General features: G+C 59.3%; 24 protein-coding genes and 2 pseudogenes. 8 read left to right on the forward strand and 18 right to left on the reverse strand.

Going from position 1 to position 21,215, the window contains the following annotated elements:
* A partial coding sequence (locus JHD07_RS09255) for a nucleotidyl transferase AbiEii/AbiGii toxin family protein (protein WP_291621274.1) occupies positions 1-494 on the reverse strand: 494 nt, incomplete at its 3' end.
* Positions 481-1,278: a type IV toxin-antitoxin system AbiEi family antitoxin gene (locus JHD07_RS09260; RefSeq protein ID WP_291621279.1), complete on the reverse strand. Its 798-nt coding sequence runs from the start codon at positions 1,276-1,278 to the stop codon at positions 481-483. The genes JHD07_RS09260 and JHD07_RS09255, both read right to left, overlap by 14 nt.
* A 311-nt stretch (positions 1,279-1,589) precedes the next feature.
* On the opposite strand from JHD07_RS09260, the gene JHD07_RS09265 reads away from it, so the two are divergent.
* Positions 1,590-2,897 (forward strand): DUF2130 domain-containing protein, encoded by a 1,308-nt coding sequence (locus JHD07_RS09265; RefSeq protein ID WP_291621324.1) that lies wholly within the window; start codon positions 1,590-1,592, stop codon positions 2,895-2,897.
* Between the two features lie 287 nt (positions 2,898-3,184).
* On the opposite strand, the gene JHD07_RS09270 is transcribed toward JHD07_RS09265, so the two are convergent.
* Positions 3,185-3,529, reverse strand: a complete 345-nt coding sequence (locus JHD07_RS09270; RefSeq protein ID WP_366864165.1) for an AbiEi antitoxin N-terminal domain-containing protein — start codon at positions 3,527-3,529, stop codon at positions 3,185-3,187.
* Positions 3,530-3,643: 114 nt separating this feature from the next.
* On the opposite strand from JHD07_RS09270, the gene JHD07_RS09275 reads away from it, so the two are divergent.
* Complete coding sequence (locus JHD07_RS09275) at positions 3,644-4,183, forward strand: hypothetical protein (RefSeq protein ID WP_291621281.1); 540 nt, start codon at positions 3,644-3,646, stop codon at positions 4,181-4,183.
* A 96-nt stretch (positions 4,184-4,279) separates the two neighbouring features.
* Complete coding sequence (locus JHD07_RS09280) at positions 4,280-6,442, forward strand: DUF87 domain-containing protein (protein WP_291621284.1); 2,163 nt, start codon at positions 4,280-4,282, stop codon at positions 6,440-6,442.
* Positions 6,443-6,527: 85 nt separating this feature from the next.
* Here JHD07_RS09280 and JHD07_RS09285 read toward each other — a convergent pair whose 3' ends face one another.
* Positions 6,528-6,890: a HepT-like ribonuclease domain-containing protein gene (locus tag JHD07_RS09285; RefSeq protein ID WP_291621286.1), complete on the reverse strand. Its 363-nt coding sequence runs from the start codon at positions 6,888-6,890 to the stop codon at positions 6,528-6,530.
* Complete coding sequence (locus JHD07_RS09290; protein WP_291621288.1) at positions 6,890-7,138, reverse strand: nucleotidyltransferase domain-containing protein; 249 nt, start codon at positions 7,136-7,138, stop codon at positions 6,890-6,892. Before JHD07_RS09290 ends, JHD07_RS09285 begins: the two co-directional genes overlap by 1 nt.
* 213 nt (positions 7,139-7,351) lie before the next feature.
* On the opposite strand from JHD07_RS09290, the gene JHD07_RS09295 reads away from it, so the two are divergent.
* Complete coding sequence (locus tag JHD07_RS09295) at positions 7,352-8,203, forward strand: hypothetical protein (RefSeq protein ID WP_291621290.1); 852 nt, start codon at positions 7,352-7,354, stop codon at positions 8,201-8,203.
* Here the strand turns inward: JHD07_RS09295 and JHD07_RS09300 are convergent.
* The 3 genes from JHD07_RS09300 to JHD07_RS09310 all read right to left on the reverse strand — a co-directional run bounded on the left by JHD07_RS09300 (position 8,200) and on the right by JHD07_RS09310 (position 10,212).
* Positions 8,200-8,892, reverse strand: coding sequence for a helix-turn-helix transcriptional regulator (locus tag JHD07_RS09300; RefSeq protein WP_291621292.1), 693 nt, complete (start codon positions 8,890-8,892; stop codon positions 8,200-8,202). The two genes, JHD07_RS09295 and JHD07_RS09300, sit on opposite strands and share 4 nt — an antisense overlap.
* A 103-nt stretch (positions 8,893-8,995) precedes the next feature.
* Positions 8,996-9,883, reverse strand: a complete 888-nt coding sequence (locus JHD07_RS09305; protein WP_291621294.1) for an ImmA/IrrE family metallo-endopeptidase — start codon at positions 9,881-9,883, stop codon at positions 8,996-8,998.
* A gap of 2 nt (positions 9,884-9,885) precedes the next feature.
* On the reverse strand, positions 9,886-10,212 hold the full coding sequence (locus JHD07_RS09310; RefSeq protein WP_247411292.1) for a helix-turn-helix transcriptional regulator: 327 nt from the start codon (positions 10,210-10,212) through the stop codon (positions 9,886-9,888).
* Positions 10,213-10,360: 148 nt separating this feature from the next.
* Here JHD07_RS09310 and JHD07_RS09315 point away from each other — a divergent pair, with 148 nt between their 5' ends.
* Genes JHD07_RS09315 through JHD07_RS09330 form a run of 4 tightly spaced genes read left to right on the forward strand, consistent with a single transcriptional unit; the run spans position 10,361 to position 12,387 of the window.
* Positions 10,361-10,579 carry a hypothetical protein gene (locus tag JHD07_RS09315; RefSeq protein ID WP_291621299.1) on the forward strand — a complete coding sequence of 73 codons (219 nt, stop codon included), beginning with the start codon at positions 10,361-10,363 and terminating at the stop codon, positions 10,577-10,579.
* 2 nt (positions 10,580-10,581) lie between these two features.
* Positions 10,582-10,845 carry a DUF1883 domain-containing protein gene (locus tag JHD07_RS09320; RefSeq protein ID WP_291621301.1) on the forward strand — a complete coding sequence of 88 codons (264 nt, stop codon included), beginning with the start codon at positions 10,582-10,584 and terminating at the stop codon, positions 10,843-10,845.
* A gap of 13 nt (positions 10,846-10,858) precedes the next feature.
* Positions 10,859-11,671, forward strand: a complete 813-nt coding sequence (locus tag JHD07_RS09325) for a nucleotidyltransferase domain-containing protein (protein WP_291621303.1) — start codon at positions 10,859-10,861, stop codon at positions 11,669-11,671.
* Positions 11,668-12,387, forward strand: a complete 720-nt coding sequence (locus tag JHD07_RS09330) for a DUF6602 domain-containing protein (RefSeq protein ID WP_291621305.1) — start codon at positions 11,668-11,670, stop codon at positions 12,385-12,387. The genes JHD07_RS09325 and JHD07_RS09330 overlap by 4 nt, the downstream gene beginning before the upstream one ends.
* A 173-nt stretch (positions 12,388-12,560) precedes the next feature.
* On the opposite strand, the pseudogene JHD07_RS09335 reads toward JHD07_RS09330, so the two are convergent.
* From JHD07_RS09335 to JHD07_RS09380, 10 genes and pseudogenes are all read right to left on the reverse strand, one after another.
* Positions 12,561-13,030, reverse strand: a pseudogene (locus JHD07_RS09335) (recombinase family protein); the annotation flags it as partial.
* Between the two features lie 197 nt (positions 13,031-13,227).
* Entirely contained in the window at positions 13,228-14,028 is an 801-nt protein-coding gene (locus JHD07_RS09340) for a hypothetical protein (RefSeq protein WP_291621307.1), read from the reverse strand.
* A 218-nt stretch (positions 14,029-14,246) separates the two neighbouring features.
* Complete coding sequence (locus tag JHD07_RS09345) at positions 14,247-14,672, reverse strand: hypothetical protein (RefSeq protein WP_291621309.1); 426 nt, start codon at positions 14,670-14,672, stop codon at positions 14,247-14,249.
* Positions 14,673-14,746: 74 nt separating this feature from the next.
* Complete coding sequence (locus JHD07_RS09350) at positions 14,747-15,208, reverse strand: hypothetical protein (protein WP_291621311.1); 462 nt, start codon at positions 15,206-15,208, stop codon at positions 14,747-14,749.
* 38 nt (positions 15,209-15,246) lie between these two features.
* Complete coding sequence (locus tag JHD07_RS09355) at positions 15,247-17,532, reverse strand: AAA family ATPase (RefSeq protein ID WP_291621313.1); 2,286 nt, start codon at positions 17,530-17,532, stop codon at positions 15,247-15,249.
* Between the two features lie 130 nt (positions 17,533-17,662).
* The gene (locus JHD07_RS09360) at positions 17,663-17,863 is read right to left on the reverse strand and encodes a hypothetical protein (protein WP_291621315.1); all 201 of its coding nucleotides are present in this window, start codon (positions 17,861-17,863) and stop codon (positions 17,663-17,665) included.
* A 100-nt stretch (positions 17,864-17,963) separates the two neighbouring features.
* Positions 17,964-19,037 carry a relaxase/mobilization nuclease domain-containing protein gene (locus JHD07_RS09365; RefSeq protein ID WP_291621317.1) on the reverse strand — a complete coding sequence of 358 codons (1,074 nt, stop codon included), beginning with the start codon at positions 19,035-19,037 and terminating at the stop codon, positions 17,964-17,966.
* Positions 19,034-19,552 (reverse strand): MobC family plasmid mobilization relaxosome protein, encoded by a 519-nt coding sequence (locus tag JHD07_RS09370; protein ID WP_291621319.1) that lies wholly within the window; start codon positions 19,550-19,552, stop codon positions 19,034-19,036. Before JHD07_RS09370 ends, JHD07_RS09365 begins: the two co-directional genes overlap by 4 nt.
* 424 nt (positions 19,553-19,976) lie before the next feature.
* Positions 19,977-20,957, reverse strand: a complete 981-nt coding sequence (locus tag JHD07_RS09375; protein ID WP_291621321.1) for a ParB/RepB/Spo0J family partition protein — start codon at positions 20,955-20,957, stop codon at positions 19,977-19,979.
* Positions 20,947-21,215: pseudogene (locus tag JHD07_RS09380) on the reverse strand (ParA family protein); the annotation flags it as partial. The pseudogene JHD07_RS09380 and the gene JHD07_RS09375, both read right to left, overlap by 11 nt.

Here is a 21,215-nt window from a genome sequence, read left to right on the forward strand (position 1 = left end):
CGCGGATGCTGCCGGTCGAGCGCCGCGACGAGCTTGCCGGCGTATAGATCGGCGAACGAAACGACTTTCGTCTGTGCGAAGCCGAACGTTTCTTCGACGCTTGGCGACACGTCCCGCAGCTCTGGCTCGAAGACGCTGCCCCTGATCACCGGCGTGACCTCGATCTTGATCTGAGCATCACCTTTCTGGACGGTCAACTTGGTGACGATCTTTTCACGGGCGTTGACGACTTTCGTCACCCGCGCGCCCGGCAACCCTTTCCTGATGGCCGCCGCCATGCGCTTCATCGCCGCATCGATCGCGGCAAGAGATTCGGGGCGCGGAGCCACCGGCAGATATGTCAGGTCGATATCGACCGACAGGCGCGGCATGTCGCGGTGGAAGAGATTGATGGCAGTGCCGCCCTTGAGCGCAAAATCGGGCTCCGCCGCGACGAACGGGATCGTCTCGATCAACAAGGCGACTTGATGCCGATATTTTTCAGATAGGGGCATTGAGGTCGTCTGGGATGGTTATGAGGTATTTGGTGTCGAGTTTGCCGCCCTTGACGAGCATGCGCTTTCCCGTGCCGAGATTGACTTTCGACGTGTCGATCTGTTTGAGCCAGGCGTGTTGATGTCGCTCTGCGAACCAGAAGAACAGTCGTTTGACCTTGATGCTTTTGCAGTCGTTCAGAAGCGTTTGCAGCCGCCGGGGACTTAGGCTCCTCAATCCTTCCGCCAATGCATCGACTTGGTGGAAGCTTTCGTGGCGGGGCAATTCGTCGAGCAGTTCGAGGAACGCACGTTCGGGCGTTGATACCGTGAGTGGCCAGTCGGATGGTCCCGGTATTTCCCGCGTCGTCCCCGACTTTGATGCGGGCAGGCTCCCGTGCGTTGTGAATAGACTTTGCGTGCGGTGAACGCGGAATTTCTGTTTGAGCGGTAGCTTGCCGAGCCAGCCGGCAGCAGGTCGCGTTCCATATAGATGGATGGTCGAAGGACCCGTCTGGCTCAGGTAATGACCGAAACCTTGCGCTTCGATGGCGGTACGTCCGCCAACGACGAGATCGGAGCCGAGCAGTCGCTGCAGTGAAACGACGACGCCCTGCCAGGAGAGTTCGCCGAGCGGGCGCTTGAAGGTTCCCCGCGCCGGCTGAACCAGCCAGCCGGCCGATACGTATTGGCTGCGCAGGCTGGTGGAATATCCGTGCCGTTCCATCCAGGCGGCATCGACCAAAAGTCCCTGCGGGAGGGTCCTTTCGAGCTTGTTTAGCTTTCGGTTCGTTTGCTCAGTCATGCTAAGTAAATTAGCATTTCTTCAAACCACATGCGAGGTTTAAAATCCAGCAATTTTCCGCAGCCAAACTAAGCAAAATCATCATAACACAAACTTACCTCAGGATTCAGAATTGACATCTTGTTCCCCTTTTGTTCTATTCTACTCTGCTGCGAGGCTGCTCGCGTAGGCGTTCGGGTAGATCGACACGTCGGTGGAAAACCCGCCGGCCAAGTCGAAATCGACTACGCGTATGTGGACATTAAGCCGAGCGACATCGCAATCGCGCGCAGATCATGTTGAATCCGGTTGCAACGGATGATGGGAAATTCATGAGTTTCAAAGCAACCGGCGCTTCGCACGAGGCGATCCTGCAATGCCCAAACTGCAATCACGAGATCCGGCTGACGGAGTCGTTGGCCGCTCCCCTCCTCGCTGAAACCCGTCAGCGTTTTCAACAGCAGCTGGCCAGCAAAGATGCAGAGATGGAGCGTAAGACAGAGGCCCTGCGGCTGGAACGCGAGCAAATCGCTAAGGACCGCGAGCAAATCGAGGACCACGTTGCGAAGCGATTGACCGCCGAACGTGCCCAGCTGGTCGCGGCCGAAAGCAAGAAGGCGCGAGAGGCGGCCGCGACCGAGCTGCAGGCGAAGGAAGCGGAAGCCGCGGAGCTGCGAGCCAACCTGCTTACCAACAACGCAAAGCTTGCTGAGGCCCAAAAGCAGCAGGCCGAACTGATGCGACAGCAGCGCGCACTCGAAGAGGAAAAGCGCGAACTGGACCTGACGATAGAGAAGCGCGTGCAGGCCTCAATCAGCGAAATCCAGATCAAGGCCAGGCAGGAAGCCGACGAGGCTGCGCGCTTACGCGTTGCCGAGAAGGACCAGACCATCGAATCGATGTCTCGAACGATCGAGGAGCTCAAGCGCAAGGCCGAGCAGGGATCACAGCAATCCCAAGGGGAAGTACTTGAGCTCGAGCTCGAAGAGCTTCTGCGTGGACGTTTTCCGACCGATTCGATTGAGCCGGTTGGAAAAGGTGAGCTCGGGGCGGACGTTATTCAACAGGTGAATGGTGCCATTGGCCAGTCTGCCGGCATCATCCTTTGGGAAACCAAGCGCACCAAGGCATGGAGTGACGGGTGGCTCGCTAAATTGCGTGGTGACCAGCGTCGTTCCGGCGCCGATATCGCTCTGATCATCTCCCATGCGCTGCCGAAACATATCGAGCAGTTTGACTTGGTCGACGGTGTATGGGTGGCTCATCCGCGTTGCGCATTGCCGGTCGCCGTGGCACTCCGCCAAGGTCTGATCGATGTGAGCAGCTCGCGCCTCGTCCAGCAGGGTCAGCAGACCAAAATGGAGCAGGTCTATCACTACCTGACAGGCATGAAGTTTCGGCAGCGGGTAGAAGCTGTCGTTGAGAAGTTCAACGACATGCGCGAGGACCTCGACAAGGAGCGCAAGTTCATGGGACGGCAATGGGCCAAGCGGGAAACCCAAATCCTGGCCGTCATCGATTCGACTGTGGGCATGGTCGGCGATCTGCAGGCAATTGCTGGTACGGCCATGCCGGAGATTCCCAGCCTAGATGCTCCGCTGTTGGAGAACGCAGTCGAGGCCGAACGGAAAATTGGGTGATCCGTCCCCTACCCTCTTTGCGCTGCATCCAGCGATTGGGCTCGATCGCCTTTGATGGCGAATACTAAAGCGGAAAACGATCAGCTATTGCGACGATAGATAAAGGTGAGCAGCTTCAAACGGTCGTTCTCTGGCTTCCGGACGCTGCAAGTCGATCTTTCCGCCTGATGCCTTGCGTCGGCCCAAGGTGATACCGTGAAGGACAAACTGCACTCAGTCGTGCAGTGGATTCTGCGCGTGCCTTAGTACCGAAGATCTTCTCGGCTTTCACGTGTTTGAGCGAAAAATCAAAGCCGTGCCGTTTTTGGTGCTTCGTACGAATAGCCTGGCCCGTGACGACGACGATAGAGATGAACGGTCGTGGTCGATTGCGCGAGGTAGTGGGCGTACCCCTGCAATTCGAGTGCGGTGCGTCCACCTACGACGAGCGGCGAATAATTGAGGATGGTCTGAAGCGATATGACGACCTGCTGCCAGCTCAAAGCTCCGCGGGGCCGGCGAAACACACTGCGCGCGGGTTGTTCGAGCCAGCCGGACTTGACGTAGAGATGCTGAAGTTGGGTCGAATATCGGCTGCGCCATCGCGGCCGGTCGGGAGAATTCGAGAGCAGCAGGCCTGAGCCACCCGTCAAGGAGGCTCCGCGTGCAACGTCGCGTGGATGCCTTGACGGGTCGCGCTGCTGACCTATTCACCCCGACCTTACCGGCCGGGTGGTGCGGACTTTTCAACGCGACTAAGCTCGGCGATGACCCGCAGTGAAAGGATCGCGATGCAGCCTCTCGGACCTGAACAGACCTTTATCGTAGGCGAGATATGGACGCTGGCCTGGGCGGCATCGGTTCAACGCGCGAACCTCTACGTCGCGGGATCTAAGCAGACGCAGGAGTTTCGAGCCAAGATAAAGGATTTCGTCGGGCGCGACTTGCTGCCACACTACGAAAGCCCTTGTACCGAGTCACAGCACTACCAGAACATTGCTCTCCTGGTTGAATTTGGGACGCGCGCCATTCCCGATATTCTGCGCGATGGCAACTACAGGTATGGCGTGGCGCAGAAGCTGCTCAACCTCGCTCTCAAATACTATTGGTGCCTGGGCCACATCCCCGCGCCACCGCACTGCCCGGTCGACCGGATAATCATTGAAAAGACGCCCCTTCGCGGACGCGTGAACTGGACCGAGATCAAGGATGAGGCTCAGTACCGCGAAGTAATCGAAGCGATCAGACAAATTGCAGGCAGCGAAAGCCTGGCCAGATGGGAGTTGCTCAACTACAGCCGCCGGTAGGAGCGCGACGAAAGAGTGAGGCCCATCATCTGCAGCGATATTGGCTTGTCCAAGCAGGTTGTGAGATAAGGCACAATACAACTTAGGAAGCCGATCGTGTCAACGGACAGAATCCAGACCACACTTGCCGATAGAGCTCTGGCACTCGCTGCCAATGTCGCTGTCTTCTACATTGGCCTGTACGCCGCATCGGGAAATCTCCTCCCAACCGGCGGGCTCGAAAGCGTCTGGTTCCTAAGCGGTCTTGCACTGTGGTTTCTGGCGCTGCTTTCGGCGCCCTGGTTTGTCCCGCCAAAGGACGCTCTCGCCAATGCCATTGGCGCCATGGCAATACTGATCACGGCCGATCTCGGTGCGACCGGCTCTCTCAAGCCGCATCTGGAGGTCATGCGCTGGACCGCGGTGGTCTACTGCTTGGCCTCGATGGCGGGAGCAATGGTCGCCCTGTTCATTCACGACAAGAACAAGCGATCACCCGTCGGAAGGTTCTTCTTTCGGGTAACTGATGCTTTCGGCCAGGGCGAGCTGCTCTACACGCCCCCGGCGCTGATCAGCATCATCGGCGCCTATCAGAGCAGCCTGACCACGATCGGCTGGCTCACGATGCTGTGGACGTTGATCGCTATCGGCAGGCCCTTTGAGCGGCTGATCGCCGCCTGGAAGCACTGGCAGGCGGAGAAGGCGAGGGTCATCTCCTCCCCGACGGTGGGAATCATCGAACGCATCGACCACCCCAACATCGTGAGGGTCAGGCTGTCGCGGCACAGTTCTTGGCAGCCGGGAATGCTGCACACGGCGGCCATGTCAAATGGTGATCAGCACTACGTCATGGCCCTGTTCGCCCAGGTGCAGGGACTGGAAGTGATGGGGACCGGTCTCTGCGTGGCTGAGCTGCAGGACAGGATCGTCCTTGCCGAAGGAGACGTCATCCAGTCGCATTCTCCCGAGAAGGCAGCGGAGTTCATCGAAAACCTGAGCGGTACGGCCGGGTCCGTGCTGGTCGGTTTCACTGTCGAGAACTCGAACATCGGCATTTTACGCTTCGAGGTTTCGGCCGCCTCCGAGCTGGCTGAAGGCCAGGTCGTTTTTGTCCGCGTGAACGGCGCGGACGTCTTCTACCAGATCCTCGACGCCCAGACGGCGGAAGAGAGCTTCGACCAGAACCCGCGCGGCACGCACATCGTCAACGCCGTACAACTTGGCTGCTATTCACCGGCGGAAGGCTTCACCAAGTATGGCTGGCTTTCGACCATGAACACGCCAGTGTTCTGGGCGAAGGAGCGCATATTCCCCGCTCCTGTGGTCAAGCAGGGCGAGTTTCCGATTGGCGTCGTGCCGTCGACCAACATCGGCGTGATGGCCAATATCGACGACCTGGTTCAGTTTCACACGGCCGTTCTCGGTGTCACCGGCACGGGCAAGACCGAACTGGCACTTGATATCGTCCGCGAAGCCGCCAAGAACGACTTCAGGGTTTTCTGTGTGGATTTTACGGGAGAGTACAAGGCCCGGCTCGCCGAGCTGAAGCCCATTTTTCCAGCGCCGACGCAGAAAGAGACGGACGACCTTGAACAGAAGCTGTTCGCTGTCGAAACGACGCCCTACGGCGCACCCGCGGAGAAAGCTGCCCTGAAGGCCGCGCTCACCCAGATCAAGGGCGGCGTCGACAAGCAGATCAACGACTTTCTGGTCGGCAATGATCCGCTGGCGATTCTGGAGCTGACCGAAATATCGAATACCAAGGCAACGTTGAGGATCACCGAGCTATACCTGTCGACGATCATGGCCTGGGCCCGGGCCAACCGACAGGCGCGCAAGGTTCTCATCGTCCTCGAAGAAGCCCACACCATCATCCCGGAAACATTCAGCTCGGGCTTTGACAGCGAAACGCAGTGGGTTGTCAGCCGGATCGGGCAAATCGCATTGCAAGGCCGGAAGTATGGCGTGGGTCTTCTGGTCATCAGCCAGCGGACCGCGCTGGTGAGCAAGACGATTCTTTCCCAGTGCAACACCTTCCTGACACATAGCCTGATCGACCAGACCAGTCTTACTTTCCTTGAAAGCGTCTACAGCTCGCAACACGTCCGCTCGATACCAAATCTCGGCCGCTTCCAGTTCCTGGCAGCTGGCAAAGCAATCAAGGCGGAGCGTCCGATCCTTCTTGGTCGGCCGTTCGACCAGACCAAGAAGGATGCAAGCGACGCCTTGCGCAAGCCAGCGCCGACGCCACCACCAGCGGCCGCTGCCGCCGAAGGCTGAAGTTGGACGCCCGCAATTCTCGAAAGCGCGCCAAAAACCTGCAAACCATGCCACCCCGCGCAGTTGAACGGAGCCCAACTGCGGATCAGGTGAGTGCGGGCTCCCTTAGCTCTGACACAAGTTTTCGCGCGGCCTGAACAAGGCCTGGCGGGTTCTCTTGTGTGATGTTCCAGATCAGGTCGGGATCGACATCCCGATATTCGTGCCGCAGGAAGTTGCCAAGGGTTTCAATCTTGCGCCATGCAATATCCGGCGCGGCTTCTTTCAGCTCGGCGGACAGGGTCTTGGTGGCCTCCGAGATGATGAGCAATCCATGCTCCACGGCCCGCTGCAGCACCCAAGAATCCTGAAAGCTCAAGCTCGATATCCCAACAAGCGCGCGGCTTATGGCCTCGGCTTCATCGATAATGTGCAAAAGACGGATAACGGGCGTTTTGCTGGGCGCCATCAGAAAACGCGGATGGCCTCGCGTTCAACATCTTCCCGGATGAACTTCGATAGCCCGTTCCTGGCGCCGTAATCGACATTGACGGGCAACGCCGCACTCAGAACGTCGTAGGCGCCCATAAAGGCCTCGAGATCCAGCTCGGTGCCGGGAGCCCGATCGATAAACACGTCGACGTCGGAATCGGGGCTTGCTTCGTTTCTCGCGTAGGAACCGAAAAGATAGAGCCCCGCAACGCCAAAGGCCCGCAATTGCGGTTCAACCGCCTTTAGCCGCGAAATCACCTCTGCTGATTGTATACCTACTCTATCACGGCTTTATGCCGTCAGGCACGAGCGGTTTTTGACACCACTCTCAGCATCGCAAGATCGCAAATGCGATTTTACGACGCTAAAGACGACACGCGACACACGATCTAGTAAGCTGCCAAATCAGTTTCTCCTCAGCGGCGCGGAGCAAAAACGGTGTTAAATTTCGATCCTTCCTGGCGCTTTAGGTCTCCTGGCAAAATCTCCAAGGGCGTGATCGATGAATTCGCCGTCTTGATCAAGCGCGTTGCGGGCCAATACGGCCAGCGTCAACCGATTATCGAGCACTACAAGCGCTATTTCGCGGATGCGGCGGGCCGCCCCGCGCACCAGAGCTCTTCACTGAGCTGGGCTGAAAGCGATCTCGACGATTACATGCGTGAGGCCGGTGACAACGCGCCGATGTTCATCGAAGCGTTCTTCGACGCTGGCCAGGCCATCAAGAACCAGAACCCGGAGCTGGTCGTGCCTGATACGGCGATGATCAACTATGTACTGGGCACGCACGAGGCCGGCTTCGAACTGAACCCGCCCCAGCTGATCGCTCGCAATGCCCCCTCGCCGGTCGCGATGGAGATTCTGCCGCCATCGCTGGACGCGCAGGCGCTCGATAAAATCCAGCAGTCCACGAAGCAGGCCGAGGAATATCTAACGGCCGGGAAGAACCGCGCGGCCGTACAAGAGATCCTTTGGCTGCTGGAGACGGTGTCGACCGCGTTTCAGGGCATTCCCGTTGGTGATGGCACGATCCAGGGGAAGTATTTCAACAAGATCGCGGATGAGCTGCGTACGCACCGCAAGGGCCAGGTCGCAGAGCAGGCCATTGGCTGGATGAAAACCCTTCACGGCTATCTTTCCTCGCCAACGGGCGGTGGCGTCCGGCATGGGGCAACGCTGTCTGCCGACTCTGAGCTTTCGGCCCATGAGGCCCGTCTGTTCTGCAACCTGATCCGCAGCTACCTGCACTTCCTCCTGGATGAGTACGACAGCCTGAGGGGTCCGCGCTAGGCGAGCTTCATCCGGCGCGGAATGTAGAGTTGGGTGAGTTCGCGATCGGCCGGCATAATGGCGAGGTAGCCAACCGTCATCTCCCACGACGGCTTGTCGCCCCAGTCGGCACCCCGAAACTTGCGATCGCGGGTGGCCGAATAGACGCTGGCCCCCAGCTCGCGCAGCTCCTGCAGGATTCCATCGAGGTCCTTCGCGAAGCCGAGGCGGCTGGAAACCGGAAAATCATCCACATCCATCAGATCCTGGACATAGTCGCAGAAGCTGGCGGCGAGCTGCTTGGTCTCGTCGGTCAGAGCCGGGTCGATCGTGAACGACACCGCGTTGACGACGTCGGCAAAGTGGGCCGCTGCGTCGCCGGTGACCACCGCCTGCGCGTCGAGCCGCACATGGTCAGGGTGCTGGTCATCAAGGTCCTGCTGCTGCTGGGCCTGGAGGCTGTCGAAAAACTTGAGCACGTTTTCGATGAACTTGGGATCATCGAAGATGTCCGGGTTGGTGTAGCCGAGCGCCTTGGCGATAAGGCGCCGCGAGGTCACGTTGATGGGCTGGCCGGCCTCAAAGCGCTGGACCGTCCTGATGTTGACGGATGAGTTGGCAGCCAGTGCCTCCTGCGACAGATGCTGCGCTTCGCGGACGCAGCGGGCCCAGAAGCCGAGCGTCTTGGGGTCAAGCAGAGTGGTGTTCATGTCGTCCTCCTATGACCGGAACCATAGGCCGGGCTGACGGGGCGGAACACGTCAGAATGCCGACAGTACGCCGGAGAGGTCGCATTCCGAGCAGAATACGCGGCTAACGCCAGCGCGACTGTTGGTCTCTGAAGCGTTGCGCCGATGTCCGGTCGTCGTCCACCTCTTCGGCCTCCTCGACCTCGAGCCAGAGCATCAAAAGCGCGAACCCATCTTGCTGAGGATAAACCTGCTCAAACAGCTCAGCGCGCTGCCCCGGCTTTAGCTCCACCCAGTGCTCTGGAATGATGGATGACAACTCGCTGGCGACCCGCTGGCGCAGATCTTTCCGATGAAAGCTGGAAGCACGTGGGACGGGCTTGCCATAGGGCACGGAAATCCACGGGAACGTAGATCCCTTGTGGGCACGTCGGACGATGCCGTCCTTGACGACGACGATGGCCAGCTGCTCGGGATGATAACGGGCATAGGCGCGGGCGGCGGCTTCCTTGCTGACGTCGAAGTGTTTCGCGACCAGCGGAATGTGCGCAAGGGTCGGATCGCCCCTCGGGATGAACTTCTGCAAGGCTGGCTTCGGGATCAACAGCAAACCAGCAAACTCGTTCGCTTCGGCTTCCATGCGCGCGTAGCGGTCGCCTTGCTCCGTCGACCATTTGGCCATGTCGGCGCGCGAGCAAAGGAATTTGCCAGCCTCGACAGGCTGGTGAGACACGATCAGGAAATGCCCCAGCTCATGCCCGATGGTGAACCTGCGGCGGCCGGACGGCGCCGCGCGGTTGACCAAGATGAAGCCGGTCGAGCGAGCATCATCGGTGACGAGGCCGCCTTCAAAGCCTTCGGTCTCAAGCGGCGCGATCCGCTCGATATCCAGTTGCCGGGCCAACTCTTCGATCGGCACCGGTATCGGCAGATCACGTTCGACGGACAGAATCTTGGTGACGAGCCCCATCGGCGAGCCCGTGTCAGCCAGGTCCATCCGCGAGATCTTCATGGCTACCCCTTGGGCTTCCTGTTCTTCAGGTGGTCCATCATGGCTTGAATGGCCTGGCGGTCGGCAGAACTCAGCTCATTCAATTCCCGGTACATGGCCACGACCTGCGGGTCGGCATCCTCGCCCGCAGGATTCTCGCCGATCAGCTCGGCGACGCTAACGTCGAAGCACTTTGCCAGCTTGGTCAGAAGCTCGATGGATGGATTGCTGCTTTTGCCGGTCTCCAGGTCCCATATGTGCGCCTTGGATGCTCCCACATCATCCGCAACATCTTGAAGCGACTTCTTTTTTTTGAGTCGCAATTCTTTGATTTTTGAAGCCAGCGCCATCGAAACCTCTCGTGAATCGGAACGGCGCGGCTTGAAACCGCGCCGCTTATCTGACGATTTTGTACCACAGCCATTGACGGGTCGCAAACCGTACAGATATAATTGTACAGAATCGTCGACATGGGTCGAGGATCGAAAGGAGAGACTTATGTCGACATCAACTAAAGGCGGCGGTCCCTACCGCAGCGCAACCACGGGTCAGTACGTGACGCCGAAGTATGGACGCAGCCACCCGAGCACCACGGTTCACGAGGCGCCGGGCAAGCACGGGTCGAGCGGGCCGCACTATCGCAGCTCAATTTCGGGCCGCTACGTCACGACCAAGCACGGCCAGTCCCACCCCAACACGACCGTGAAGGACAAGTAGCCATGAACTTCATTCACAACGACCTGGGCTACCTGAACGGTGGGGAAGTGGTCGAGGTCAGCCTCGACCATGCCGCCAACGTGCGGCTGATGGATGCCGGTAATTTCCAGAGTTACCGGCAGGGCCGGCAGCATCGCTACTTCGGCGGCGAGGCCCGGCAATCGCCGGTGAGGCTGCAGGTGCCGCAGTCAGGCCATTGGCATGTGGCCATCGACCTGGGCGGCCGGGCCGGCACGGTCCGGGCCGGCGTCAGGGTGCTCTCTTAAGAACGGTCCATCGATGAATGCGCTCGAATTGCGTGGCCTCGTCAACCCCCAAGGCTGGCGGATGATGTCCGAGCAGGACTACCTCACCGCCATTCTGGTGCGCGAACAGGTCGGCGGCGGCCTGGCATCGCCGGCATTGTTCGTGCCTGGCGTGATCAGACCGGTCATCGAAAAATGGGCCGGCCGTTATCTGCTCGACATTGCGCCGAGCGGCTCTTACGCGAAGGGCACGGCCAACCGGAGCGGCACGGACCTCGATCTCTTCATCTCGCTTTCGCCGGACACGGTGGAAACTCTGTCAGATATCCACAAGACGCTGGCCGCGACGCTGAAGGCGACCGGCTATCAGCCACACCCGCAGAACGTCTCGATCGGCATCAAGGTCAACGGCTACGCCGTGGATCTCGTCCCGGGCAAGCGGCAGAACTGGTTGTTCAACGACCACAGCCTGTACAAGCGGCGCGGCGATACCTGGACCAAGACCGACATCTCGCAGCACATTGCGAAGGTAAAGGGCTCGGGACGCCAGGCGGAGATCCGGCTCATCAAGCTTTGGCGAAGCCAGAAGGGCTTGGAGTTTCCGTCGTTCTACCTTGAGCTCGCGGTCATCAAGGCGCTTGAGACCGCCTGGTTGTCGCCGCTGGCCGACAATATGCGAACGGTGTTCGCCTATCTGCGCGACAACATCGCCACGGCAAGGTTTGTCGACCCCTCCAACACCAACAACATCGTCTCGGACGATCTTACGGTCGCCGAGAAGCAGGCCATCAAGAAGGCGGCCACGGCGGCGCTCGCAGCGCCCTACTGGCGGGATATCGTCGTATGAGCGGCTGGTCGCTTGAAAAGCTCCTGGCCGGCCTTCACGGGGAGATTTCGCTGCGGCTTCAGCGCAGCCGTTCCGCGCTTGGCCATCCCGTCGCCAAGGGCGATGCGACCGAGGGAATCTGGATCGAGCTGCTGCAAAATTATCTGCCGGAGCGCTACCGCGCCAACCGAGCTTTCGTCATCGACAGCACCGATACGACCAGCCAGCAGATCGATATCGTCATCTACGACCGCCAGTACACGCCGCTCATCTTCAAACAGGACGGGACGTTGGTGATCCCGGCCGAGAGCGTATACGCCGTCTTCGAGGCCAAGCAGTCCATTGATGCCGAACAGGTCAACTACGCGGCGAAGAAAATCGCGAGCGTCCGGGCCCTGCACCGGACCAGCATGCCGATACCTTCGGCCGGCGGCCTGCAACCGGCCAAGACACCCGGAGACATTCTTGGCGGCCTGCTCACATTCGACAGCGAGTGGAATCCTCCTATGGGTGATCCGCTTCTGAAGGCGCTCGGCTCTGCCGACGCCGTTGCCCCCCTGGATCTCGGGTGTGTGGCGGCGCACGGCATTTTCATGAAGCAGGATGGCGATCACGTCGTCGAACCTGATAAACGCGCGGCAACGGCATTTCTGCTGGAGCTGATCGCAAGGCTGCAGACAATGGCGACCGTGCCGATGATCGATGTGCGCGCGTACGCAAAATTCTTGAAGGGGTGAGGCGATCGGCCTTGACGCGAAACTGGGTTATTCCTCGCTGCCCAACCTCTTCACGGCCGACACAACCTGAAAGGCGAAATCGGTCATGAAGATACAGTTAAGCGAGTGCCAGAAGGAGTTGTAAACGATCAGGCCATGAATGGCGGCATGTCACGGCTAGCCAGGCCCACCTGGGCCAACCGCACTTTCGCCGGAGTCATCTTGAACTTGCGCCCCCCTTTCCGGCCGCGCGCCCGGGCTGACGCCAGCCCCGCTCGGGTGCGCTCGGAGATCAGCTCGCTCTCGAACTCGGCCAGCGCGGCGAATATCCCGAACACCAGCTTGCCGCTGGCCGTGGTCGTGTCGATCGACGAACCGTGGCCGGTCAGCACCTTGAACCCGACACCACGTTCGACCAGGTCGTGGACAGTATTGACGAGATGGCGCAGATCCCGGCCAAGCCGATCAAGCTTCCAAACAACGAGGATGTCGCCCTCGCGCACGGCCTTCAGGCAAGCCGCAAGGGGCGGTCATCACGGCGGCCCGAGGCCAGGTCTTCGTAGAGATGATTGGCTTTGATGCCGGCAGCGAGCAAGGCATCCCTCTGCAAGTCCAAAGTTTGAGAGCCATCCGCTTTGGATACCCTCATGTAGCCGAGTTGCATCTTCCTCCTGTCACTCAAACGTTCGGTTGCGTGACAGTCCCCCCGAAATACCGCAGCGGATACAAATCTGTCACTTATCCCGTATTACAGACTAAGGCTTGCAAACGGATGCCGACAAGACATTAGGTGACGTTCCTGAACGGTCGTGTTGCAGAGTTGTCGTTTCAGGAACCAATTTCAACTGAACAGCTCGTGCTTCATTGGGCGGCAGGGAGCAATTTCTCTCGATGCTTTACAAAAAACGACCGAAGCAGCTCGCATGCAGCGAACCCATCAACGATCGCCTGATGCTGGTCTTCGGGTGCGCGGGCAAAATCGACGATCGGCACCTCGATCCGAATGCTCGCGGACTTCTTGGCCGGCCGGACCTTCATCGAAGGCTGCAAGATGCCCAGAGACCGCTGCGAGAGCTGGGTGACCGAAGTATCGCCAAACTGTAAATCCGCATAGCCGCGTTCGGCCTTGTAGACCACGACGACGCGCGACCAATCGAGGTCGGAGAGCCCATCCGCATCTTTGAGATGGAACCAGGTGGATAGACGGGGCTTCAAGCCGGGTTTGTTGAAATTGAGTTTCGGCGCGACCTCGCATGATATCTTCCAGCACGCCTGCCACATCCCCGAGACTGTGGCATCTGGCGTTGCGACGTACCCACGACGTAGCGCTTCAACGCCAGCCTCTAGGGCGTCCGCTAAGAATAGCGACCTAGGATCGTTCTCCTCCCGAAGCGCGGCCGACAGTTCCTCATAAGTAATTCTAACCTCGAAGGCCTCTGCGCCTGGCCTTGACATGTACCCATCCGGGGCGATCAGCACCGTGACAACGCGAGTTATGCCTTCCGCGGTAGACCACCGTTGTCCTCGCGCCGCGTACCGGAGTCCCTGCTCCGGCTGAAACGGTGCCGCGATCTTGTTCTCAACGAGCGCCAGCACCAACCCGTCTTCGGTCTCGAACGCCCCAACAAGATCACTCTCGCCATCGTTATCATCGTGCGACACCCAAGCGCCCGCGAGTGGAGAGCCGGGACACCCCGCGTGGCGTGCAAGAAGATTTGCGAGGCCCCCGCCGGCATGTAGCTCAGCGCAAAGCAACAGGTCTATGTCGCGCTCACGCAGGCCGGAAAACGGGGACCTTGCTTCTAGAGCTTCTATCGGCATTTGCAGTCGTGTCGTCACTAAGGAGCCCCATTTAAGTTCACGGCCGCGCTGTGATCGTCCTAGTCTTCGGCCGCAACCGTCCAAAAGGGCAGCGCCGTTGCTACCTCTATCGCGCTTTGCCCACGAGCCTTGTATTTTGCTTTGCCATCGACGAACTCGACCGGACCAAAGACGGTGAACCAGTCCATGAGAGGGTGGGTGCCCATAAACGCAGGAACCGCGGCTATCAAACGATCAATGAGCCTGACGTTGCCGTACTTCTCGACGTGCGCCAGCACAGAACACGCGACCTGATGCAGGTCCGGGCGCAACTCCATCAGCTCCTCGTTGAGTGCGCCAAAATCGACCTCGTTGGGCAAGTCGCCGAGAGTGGTCGGAGCCCCGGACTCCTTCTGCTGCACCCTCAGCAGACCCGTGTCTGTACGTCGGCGTTTGAAGTCATCTATCAGCCTCAGAATCGGTCGAGCATGGTTCATCTTTGTCACTTGGCTTCCCCCACCCTCAATAATCCAAGCCGGCCACTGTTTTTGACGTAGTCATCGTAAAATCATAAATGCGATTAAACCAGTTTTCGGAATCGATCGACCAATTGACCGTACCGAGCACCATATCCGCCGGGAAAATGCTGACACCATGCAGCAAGAAATCGTTTTTCTAAGTCTAGCTTCTTTTCACGCCGCAGAATGATGGCAATACGCCAGGGATAGTACGGCGCTGGCACTTCACCCATCTTCAGATACCTGGCGAAGGCACCGGCAACGATGGCCGTCTGCTCTCCGAGATCGTTGTCGATTGCCTTCAGATGATTTCGGAATTCGCCTTCATCCAGTGAAAGGAAGGCTGGTCCGGACGACGCTTGATTCCAGGTTTCGCGAGTCGCAAGCATTCGCCCGGCAACAGCATGCTGGTTGGCGGACAAATCAGCGATTTCTTCACGGGACATTGGAGGCGTCTGCTCCATGCACTCGATCAGTACGAGCAGTGCATCGTAGTCGACTTCACTTGCCCTGTTTTCAGACACGATGGAAGGCCCCTTCTCTCCTCCCAACGATGGCACCGCTACGCTTCAAGCGCATTGATGACCCTCAACGTCCGGCGCACATAGCCCTTGAGTTCGGTGTCGTCGATCTGATCCGGCGTGGTGTCGTTGTTATCTTCGCCGTGATGATACTCCGCCGAGTAACCATTGATTTGATCGAGCTCGTCATAAAGTGCCGCAGCCGGATGGGTTGCGCCGCCTTCCCGTATCTTGCGCACCATGTCACCCAGCCAGTCATTATCCTGAAAAGAGCTGGGGAACGTGGTCCGGCAGTAGGCCTCCAGCACCACCCGCACTTTGCGCACTATATCCAGTAGATTGCCCGATCCGTTCGACACGAAGCTGCGCAGGTCGTCGGTATCGGTGAGAGTCCGGCCCTGGCATGCCCTCTCTATGTCGACCTCCGCCAGCTTCGTTCCGAGCGCCCGGTGATCCGACAGCATGAGGCAGATGCGTTCGAACGAGGGCGCCTTCGCCCAGAGCTGCTTGAGAAAGGTGGGATCGTGCGAAAGGACAATCAGCTGCTTGCAGGCGCGCGCCACCCGCATGATTTCATGGCCGGTTTGCCGGCGCCGGTACACGTCCTGGCTGGTGAAGGGATCATCGAAGACGACGATCTTGTTAGCCAGGTCGGCATCCTGCTCCAGACCGGCCAGGAAGAACGATAGAGCCAGGGTCATCTTGTCCCCGGCACTCAGGGTATTTTTGAAACTCGGCTGCGTTTCCGGGGTGCGGCTGCCACCAACATCAACGGGAGTACCGTTGATGACGAGCTGATACGACGTGCTCGCTATCCCGCTTGGATAGCTATGGGTGGTTTGCGCGATTCTGAATCCGGCGTTGAACAGGTCGAGAAGCTCGTTGATGCGGTTCTGGTAAGGCGCGACGACAGTTCTTGTATGTTCGTTGAGTTCAGCCCGGATCGCACCTCGTTCTTCATCAATGGCTGCCTTTTCTGCCACCAGCCTGTTGTGTTCGTCGCACAGTGTCGAAACGGTCGGCGTATGGCGGGCCTTCACAGCCTCAAGCTGGCCTAAACGCCGCTTCGCCCCTTCGATATCAGCCGTGCCAAGGTCCTGTTTCTTGGCGACGATCGCAGCGTTCGCCCGCGCGATCTTTGCATTAAGTTCGGCCAGGTCCTCGAAAACCTTACGATAGGCTTCAACGGCAGCTTCGCAAGTGGGAGGAATGTCAACCACCTCCAAGGGAGCGCGCGCCTTCCGATCAAGCAGGTCAAGCAGCTCTTGGCGAAGGTTTAGGACCGCGTCCTCGAATGTCGGCGGCAGCTTGAGGCTGTCCCAGTCAAACGAGACGTACTCCTTCCAGAATGCGCTGCCGGAACTGTTGCGCTCGGTCTTTGCGGCCTGGGTCGCGATGAAGCCTTCCCCGAAATCCGACGCAACACGCTCGCGCAGCGCCGATACATCGTTGTGCAGCCGAGCGTATTCGTCGCTGAAAACGGCGCGGAAAGCTTTTACAAGCGGTAGTCCCGCGATCCCCTGCCCGCAAAAGGGACAGTCATCATTGGCGAAATTCAACCCGGTCGACACCCAATTACCGCCACCGTTCTTCATGTTGTGCGAGGCGAAGTGCTTTTCGATCATCCGCTCCGCATCATCGGCAATTCCATCAAGCGTTCGGCGCAGCGTTTCCTGTATTCCCGACGAGATCGTGTGAAGGTCGAACGTCGACAGTTCCGGGCGCGCAAGGATCGTGTCGATATGGGTGAGGGCTGCCACTTCGACTTCTTGCCTGTTAATCTCGGCGTCGATGTCCGCCTGAGGCCCCAGGTTCAGGAACGTCTCAAGCGACATTCCCGTGTCGAGATGAGGCTGCAAGCTCCTCGTTGAAGCAGAAATCTCGGTGGTCCTGGCACGACTGTCTGCGGCAAGTTCGGAGTCGCGTTCGGCGAGCCCGACCCCGGCGCTTCCTACGATGATCCGGTAAAGGTTGCGCTTCTGGGCAACATCCACGACTTCACCGGCGTGAACGTTCTCTGCGACAAAAACGCCATCAAAGATGCTGAAGGAGGGTTTGGCTTCGCTCCAGCGCCCCCCATCGAACCGGATGAGCCCGGTATCGAACAGAAGTTCGACCTTGCTGGCCTCCGTGATCCGAAGCGATTTTCGGCCGATGAGCTGATCGGGCTGCCCGGTGTGAAGGGAGCGCAGGACGGCACACAGTGTGCTTTTGCCAAACCCGTTGGCGCCCGAAATGAACGTATGCTTGAACAATTGCGGGTTTGGGGAACCCGCGGAGTTGCGAAACCGCCCGATATTCTTGATGGAAATAAACTTCGTCAGCATTCATGCCCCCTTGAATGCCCGTGACTCTAGGTTGTAGCCGGGCGCAAATAAAGCCGAGCTGTAACCTGCTCAACAATTTCCTTGAAGAAGACGAAAAGGCTAAGGCCCTGCAGATGGCGAGCGGCTGCTCTCAGAACCTGCTGAACCACGGCCGCTTTTTTCCAGTCAAAGCTTCGAGGCTACCCTCGACAGCCTCAGCCACCTTGGCTTTGGTTATCTCCGTTTGCGCCACGGCGATACCCGCGTTCATCATCGCAACCCCAAGCAGGCCAGCCGGGATGCCCTGGTTCACCATCATCGTGCCCTGCGCTTTCATGAACTGAGCGAGCACTGTCAGCGTCGCCGGATAGGCCGGGTCAGGTTATGAGCCTGACAGTGGTCTTGATGGCTTCCGATAGCTCCAGAGAGCATACCAGGATATGTGGCCCAACCTATCGGGTCTTCTCCTGGCGTCGTATTTTCTCGCGCCTCTCTTCATCGACGCCCTGCTCAGCGCCGCGGCGCCGGGTATTGGCAAGCTCTGAAAGCTCTTTCTTCAGCATATGCCGGCGAGTTTCGATAGCGGGCATATCGTCAACGAATTGCCGTATCTGGCGAGCCAACTCGTGATCTGCCGCCACACCGGAGCGATCTAACTCGGCGGCATATTCGACGTATCGCCGCCTAATCTCATTCTGACGCGACTTAATCTGTTCGTCCCAAGGACTTTTGGCGGTCCCGCCACCCCTCACCTCCGAAAGCACCTCCTTCCGAGCGAGTCGATCGACATCGGGCGTAATCTTTCGCTTGCGCATGGCGAGGACCGCCCCGCGATCGGCCTTTCGAACCCGTCCACGGGTACGCCGCGGCGTTGCCTCCGCTGCGATCCCTCGAAGCCGGAGCTCGCCCGCAAACCGTTCTCGCCAGGCCTGAAGATCCGCCTTGCGTGGGTTGAGGCGCTTGCCGTCGTAGCCGAGTGACCGAACGGTCAAGTGCACGTGGGGATGCTTGTTGTCGAGATGCTGGACGAAGACGTAATCGTGATTGTTGCCGAACGTCTCAATGGCAAACGCCCGGGCTGACTCCTTGACAGCGGCGGCATCGGTGCCAGGAGGCATCGACAGAATGATGTTGATCGAAAGCGATCCATCACGGCGGAGCTTGCCGTCGAGACCGGCATCATCCTCCCAGCGCTGCTGCAAGTCCTTCAAGCCGAGACGACCGGCCAGTGTCGCGCCCTGCTCTGTCTCCGCATCGAGCTCACCGTTTCGCGTGATGTATGCAAGGTGCGACTTGAGATGCGCCACGTCCTTGGTGCGACCGGTGATCTTGACCATCACCTCTGGTGCTCGGCGTACGATACGTTCGAGCTTTGCACGCATCGCCGGCGTCAGGCGGCCAGGAGCGGCCGGATCAGGGATATCCCACTCGGCCCGCCGCGGGCGCCGATTAGGCGTTTCCCAGACGTACGAGATCGGCGGAAGATCGGAGGCTAGCCCGGTCGGCCGCGGTGAGCGCCGGCTCATCGCCGTCCATCCCAATAATCCGCGTTGCCATTCAGCGCATTACGTAGTTGCGCCAGCTCCCTTTCAATGACCCATTTGGCCTCTTGAATTGCAGCCAGATCGGGCTCAACCGACCTGCCCTGCAGCACACTGGTGTTAGCGGCCCGTGCGATCTGGTTGATGTTGCCGCCGATCCGGTTGAGCTCGCGAACGATGGCGCGGAGCGCGTCATGCTCGCCTGGGGAATGCTGCACCGGCGACCCCAATCGCGAGCGCACCAGAGCGACGATCCAGCCGGTTCGGGTCATGCCGCGCTGATGTGACACTTCCGCGAGCTGCCGCATCTCGCCCTCACGAAATCGCACCGTCACCTTTTCCGGTCGTCCGATAGGCAACGCCAAGATACGCGGCGTTGGTGCGGCTAGTGCATCAGCAATGAGACGCCGCAGCAGCGCGGATTTGCCGCCCTGGGTAGCCGCAAAAGCTGAGAACTCCGCCGCGACTTCGTCGGAGACGCGAAGCGAGATCAGAGCCATGCACTCCAATCCCAATCGCGGTGTAATACATCGCTGGCGCGAAGCCTATCCTGCACTAGAAGGTGCGAATTCTTCCATCCTCTCGATGTTGGTTCAAACCAACGCACGCGGCATTCAAAGCTCGGGAGTTGCTGAAGGCGAGACCCACCCCAGCCGACGATCGATGCGACGAATTCCTCTGGGAATGACGCAGCCGTCGCCCCCAGTGCTTCTACTCCACGAACACCGCGCATCGAGATCGGCAACATTGGCACCGAGCATGCGGACCGCGGCTTTCCAGCAGCCTCCGGCCTCTCTACAGCGCTGTGAGGGGCGCGTTCGGCCTCCGGCTGCTGCGCTGGCGCGCCATCCTTCGGATGGGAAATCCGCTCCGCCAGCACACCAACCGTAGCAGTGTTTGTGAGGAGGCTGTCTAAGAGAGGCTTCATGCGGACAGGATCTCCTCGATCGTGATGGTCGATGCTGGAACCTCTTCCGCAACTTCTGCGCCGTCGATCAGAAGCACAGCATGACGTGAGCCTTGAGACGCAAGTCGATCGACCAAAAGACGGCCGGTGCGATCTTGGTGGCGCACTCTGATCGTCAGTGATGTGCTCATTCTCTGGTTCTGCTCGACCGGAGAGTTGCGGGGCTTTTCCGCGGTCGCCGTTACGCGATCTGTCTCCATAGGTCGCAATGCCAATTGCGGCCCGATCGGACTCCGTGTTGGTTGATCTCCATGGGCACCTTCGCCACCATCATCAGAGCCGCTGGCTTCGCTGCGAATTTTGCGAGCCAGCTGGCGGGCGTGGGCGTCGGTGAAGCTCTCCTGCGCTGCACATATGGTCTCGACGGCGTTGGGCTGCTCACGCCAAGCCTGGTAGAGTTCATACACAGCACGGATTGACGAGCCGGCAAGCTTCGACCGGAGAAATTCCGGCATACTTTGGACCGACGCGTAGCGAGACACCCAGTCCCTGGGCTTTCCGAGCTTGCGCGAGATGTCAGCTTGGTTATCACCCTGCTCCAAGCGATCTGCGATGAATGCTGCAATTTCGGGGGCATTGAGGTCATCGCGCTGGATATTCTCGATCATCTGAACGTAGCGATCCGCGGACCCAGCGGCCTGAATGAACGCCGGGATGTCACGGAGTCCGGCGCGCTTGGCGGCGCGATACCGTCTCGCACCCATGACGATCACGTACCGGCCTTCGTCGGTCCCTTGCCGCAGCACGATCGGTTGCAGCACGCCATGCTGAAGGACCGATTCCGCAAGCTCTTTGAGCTTCTGTTCGTCGAAGCTGCGACGGGGCTGGTCCGGATCTTCGTCAATGCGGTCGATGACGATGCAAGTCGGTTGCCCGATTGCGGCGACGCCATCTTCCGCGGCGTCGATGAGCTGCTTGAAGCTGAGATCAAGCGCCATGTGCGGGCTCGTCCATCTGCGTCACGATCTTGGCGAGAACATCGCGGATTTCCCGACCAGCGTCCTGCGCAGAGCGGCGCTTGAGCTTCCAGACCGGCAGGCGTTCCGCGACGGCCTCAGCGTAGCCGTCCCTTGCAACGATCTGACCCGGGAACACATATTTGCCGGCCTCGCGCAGGAGCTGCTCAAGATGCGTCCTTTGACGGGGCGATTTCGTGTTGAAGTTCGAGGGCAGCAACCCGAGGAACTTCGTATCCT

It is taken from the genome of Bradyrhizobium sp., assembly GCF_016462955.1.
GTDB lineage: Bacteria > Pseudomonadota > Alphaproteobacteria > Rhizobiales > Xanthobacteraceae > Bradyrhizobium.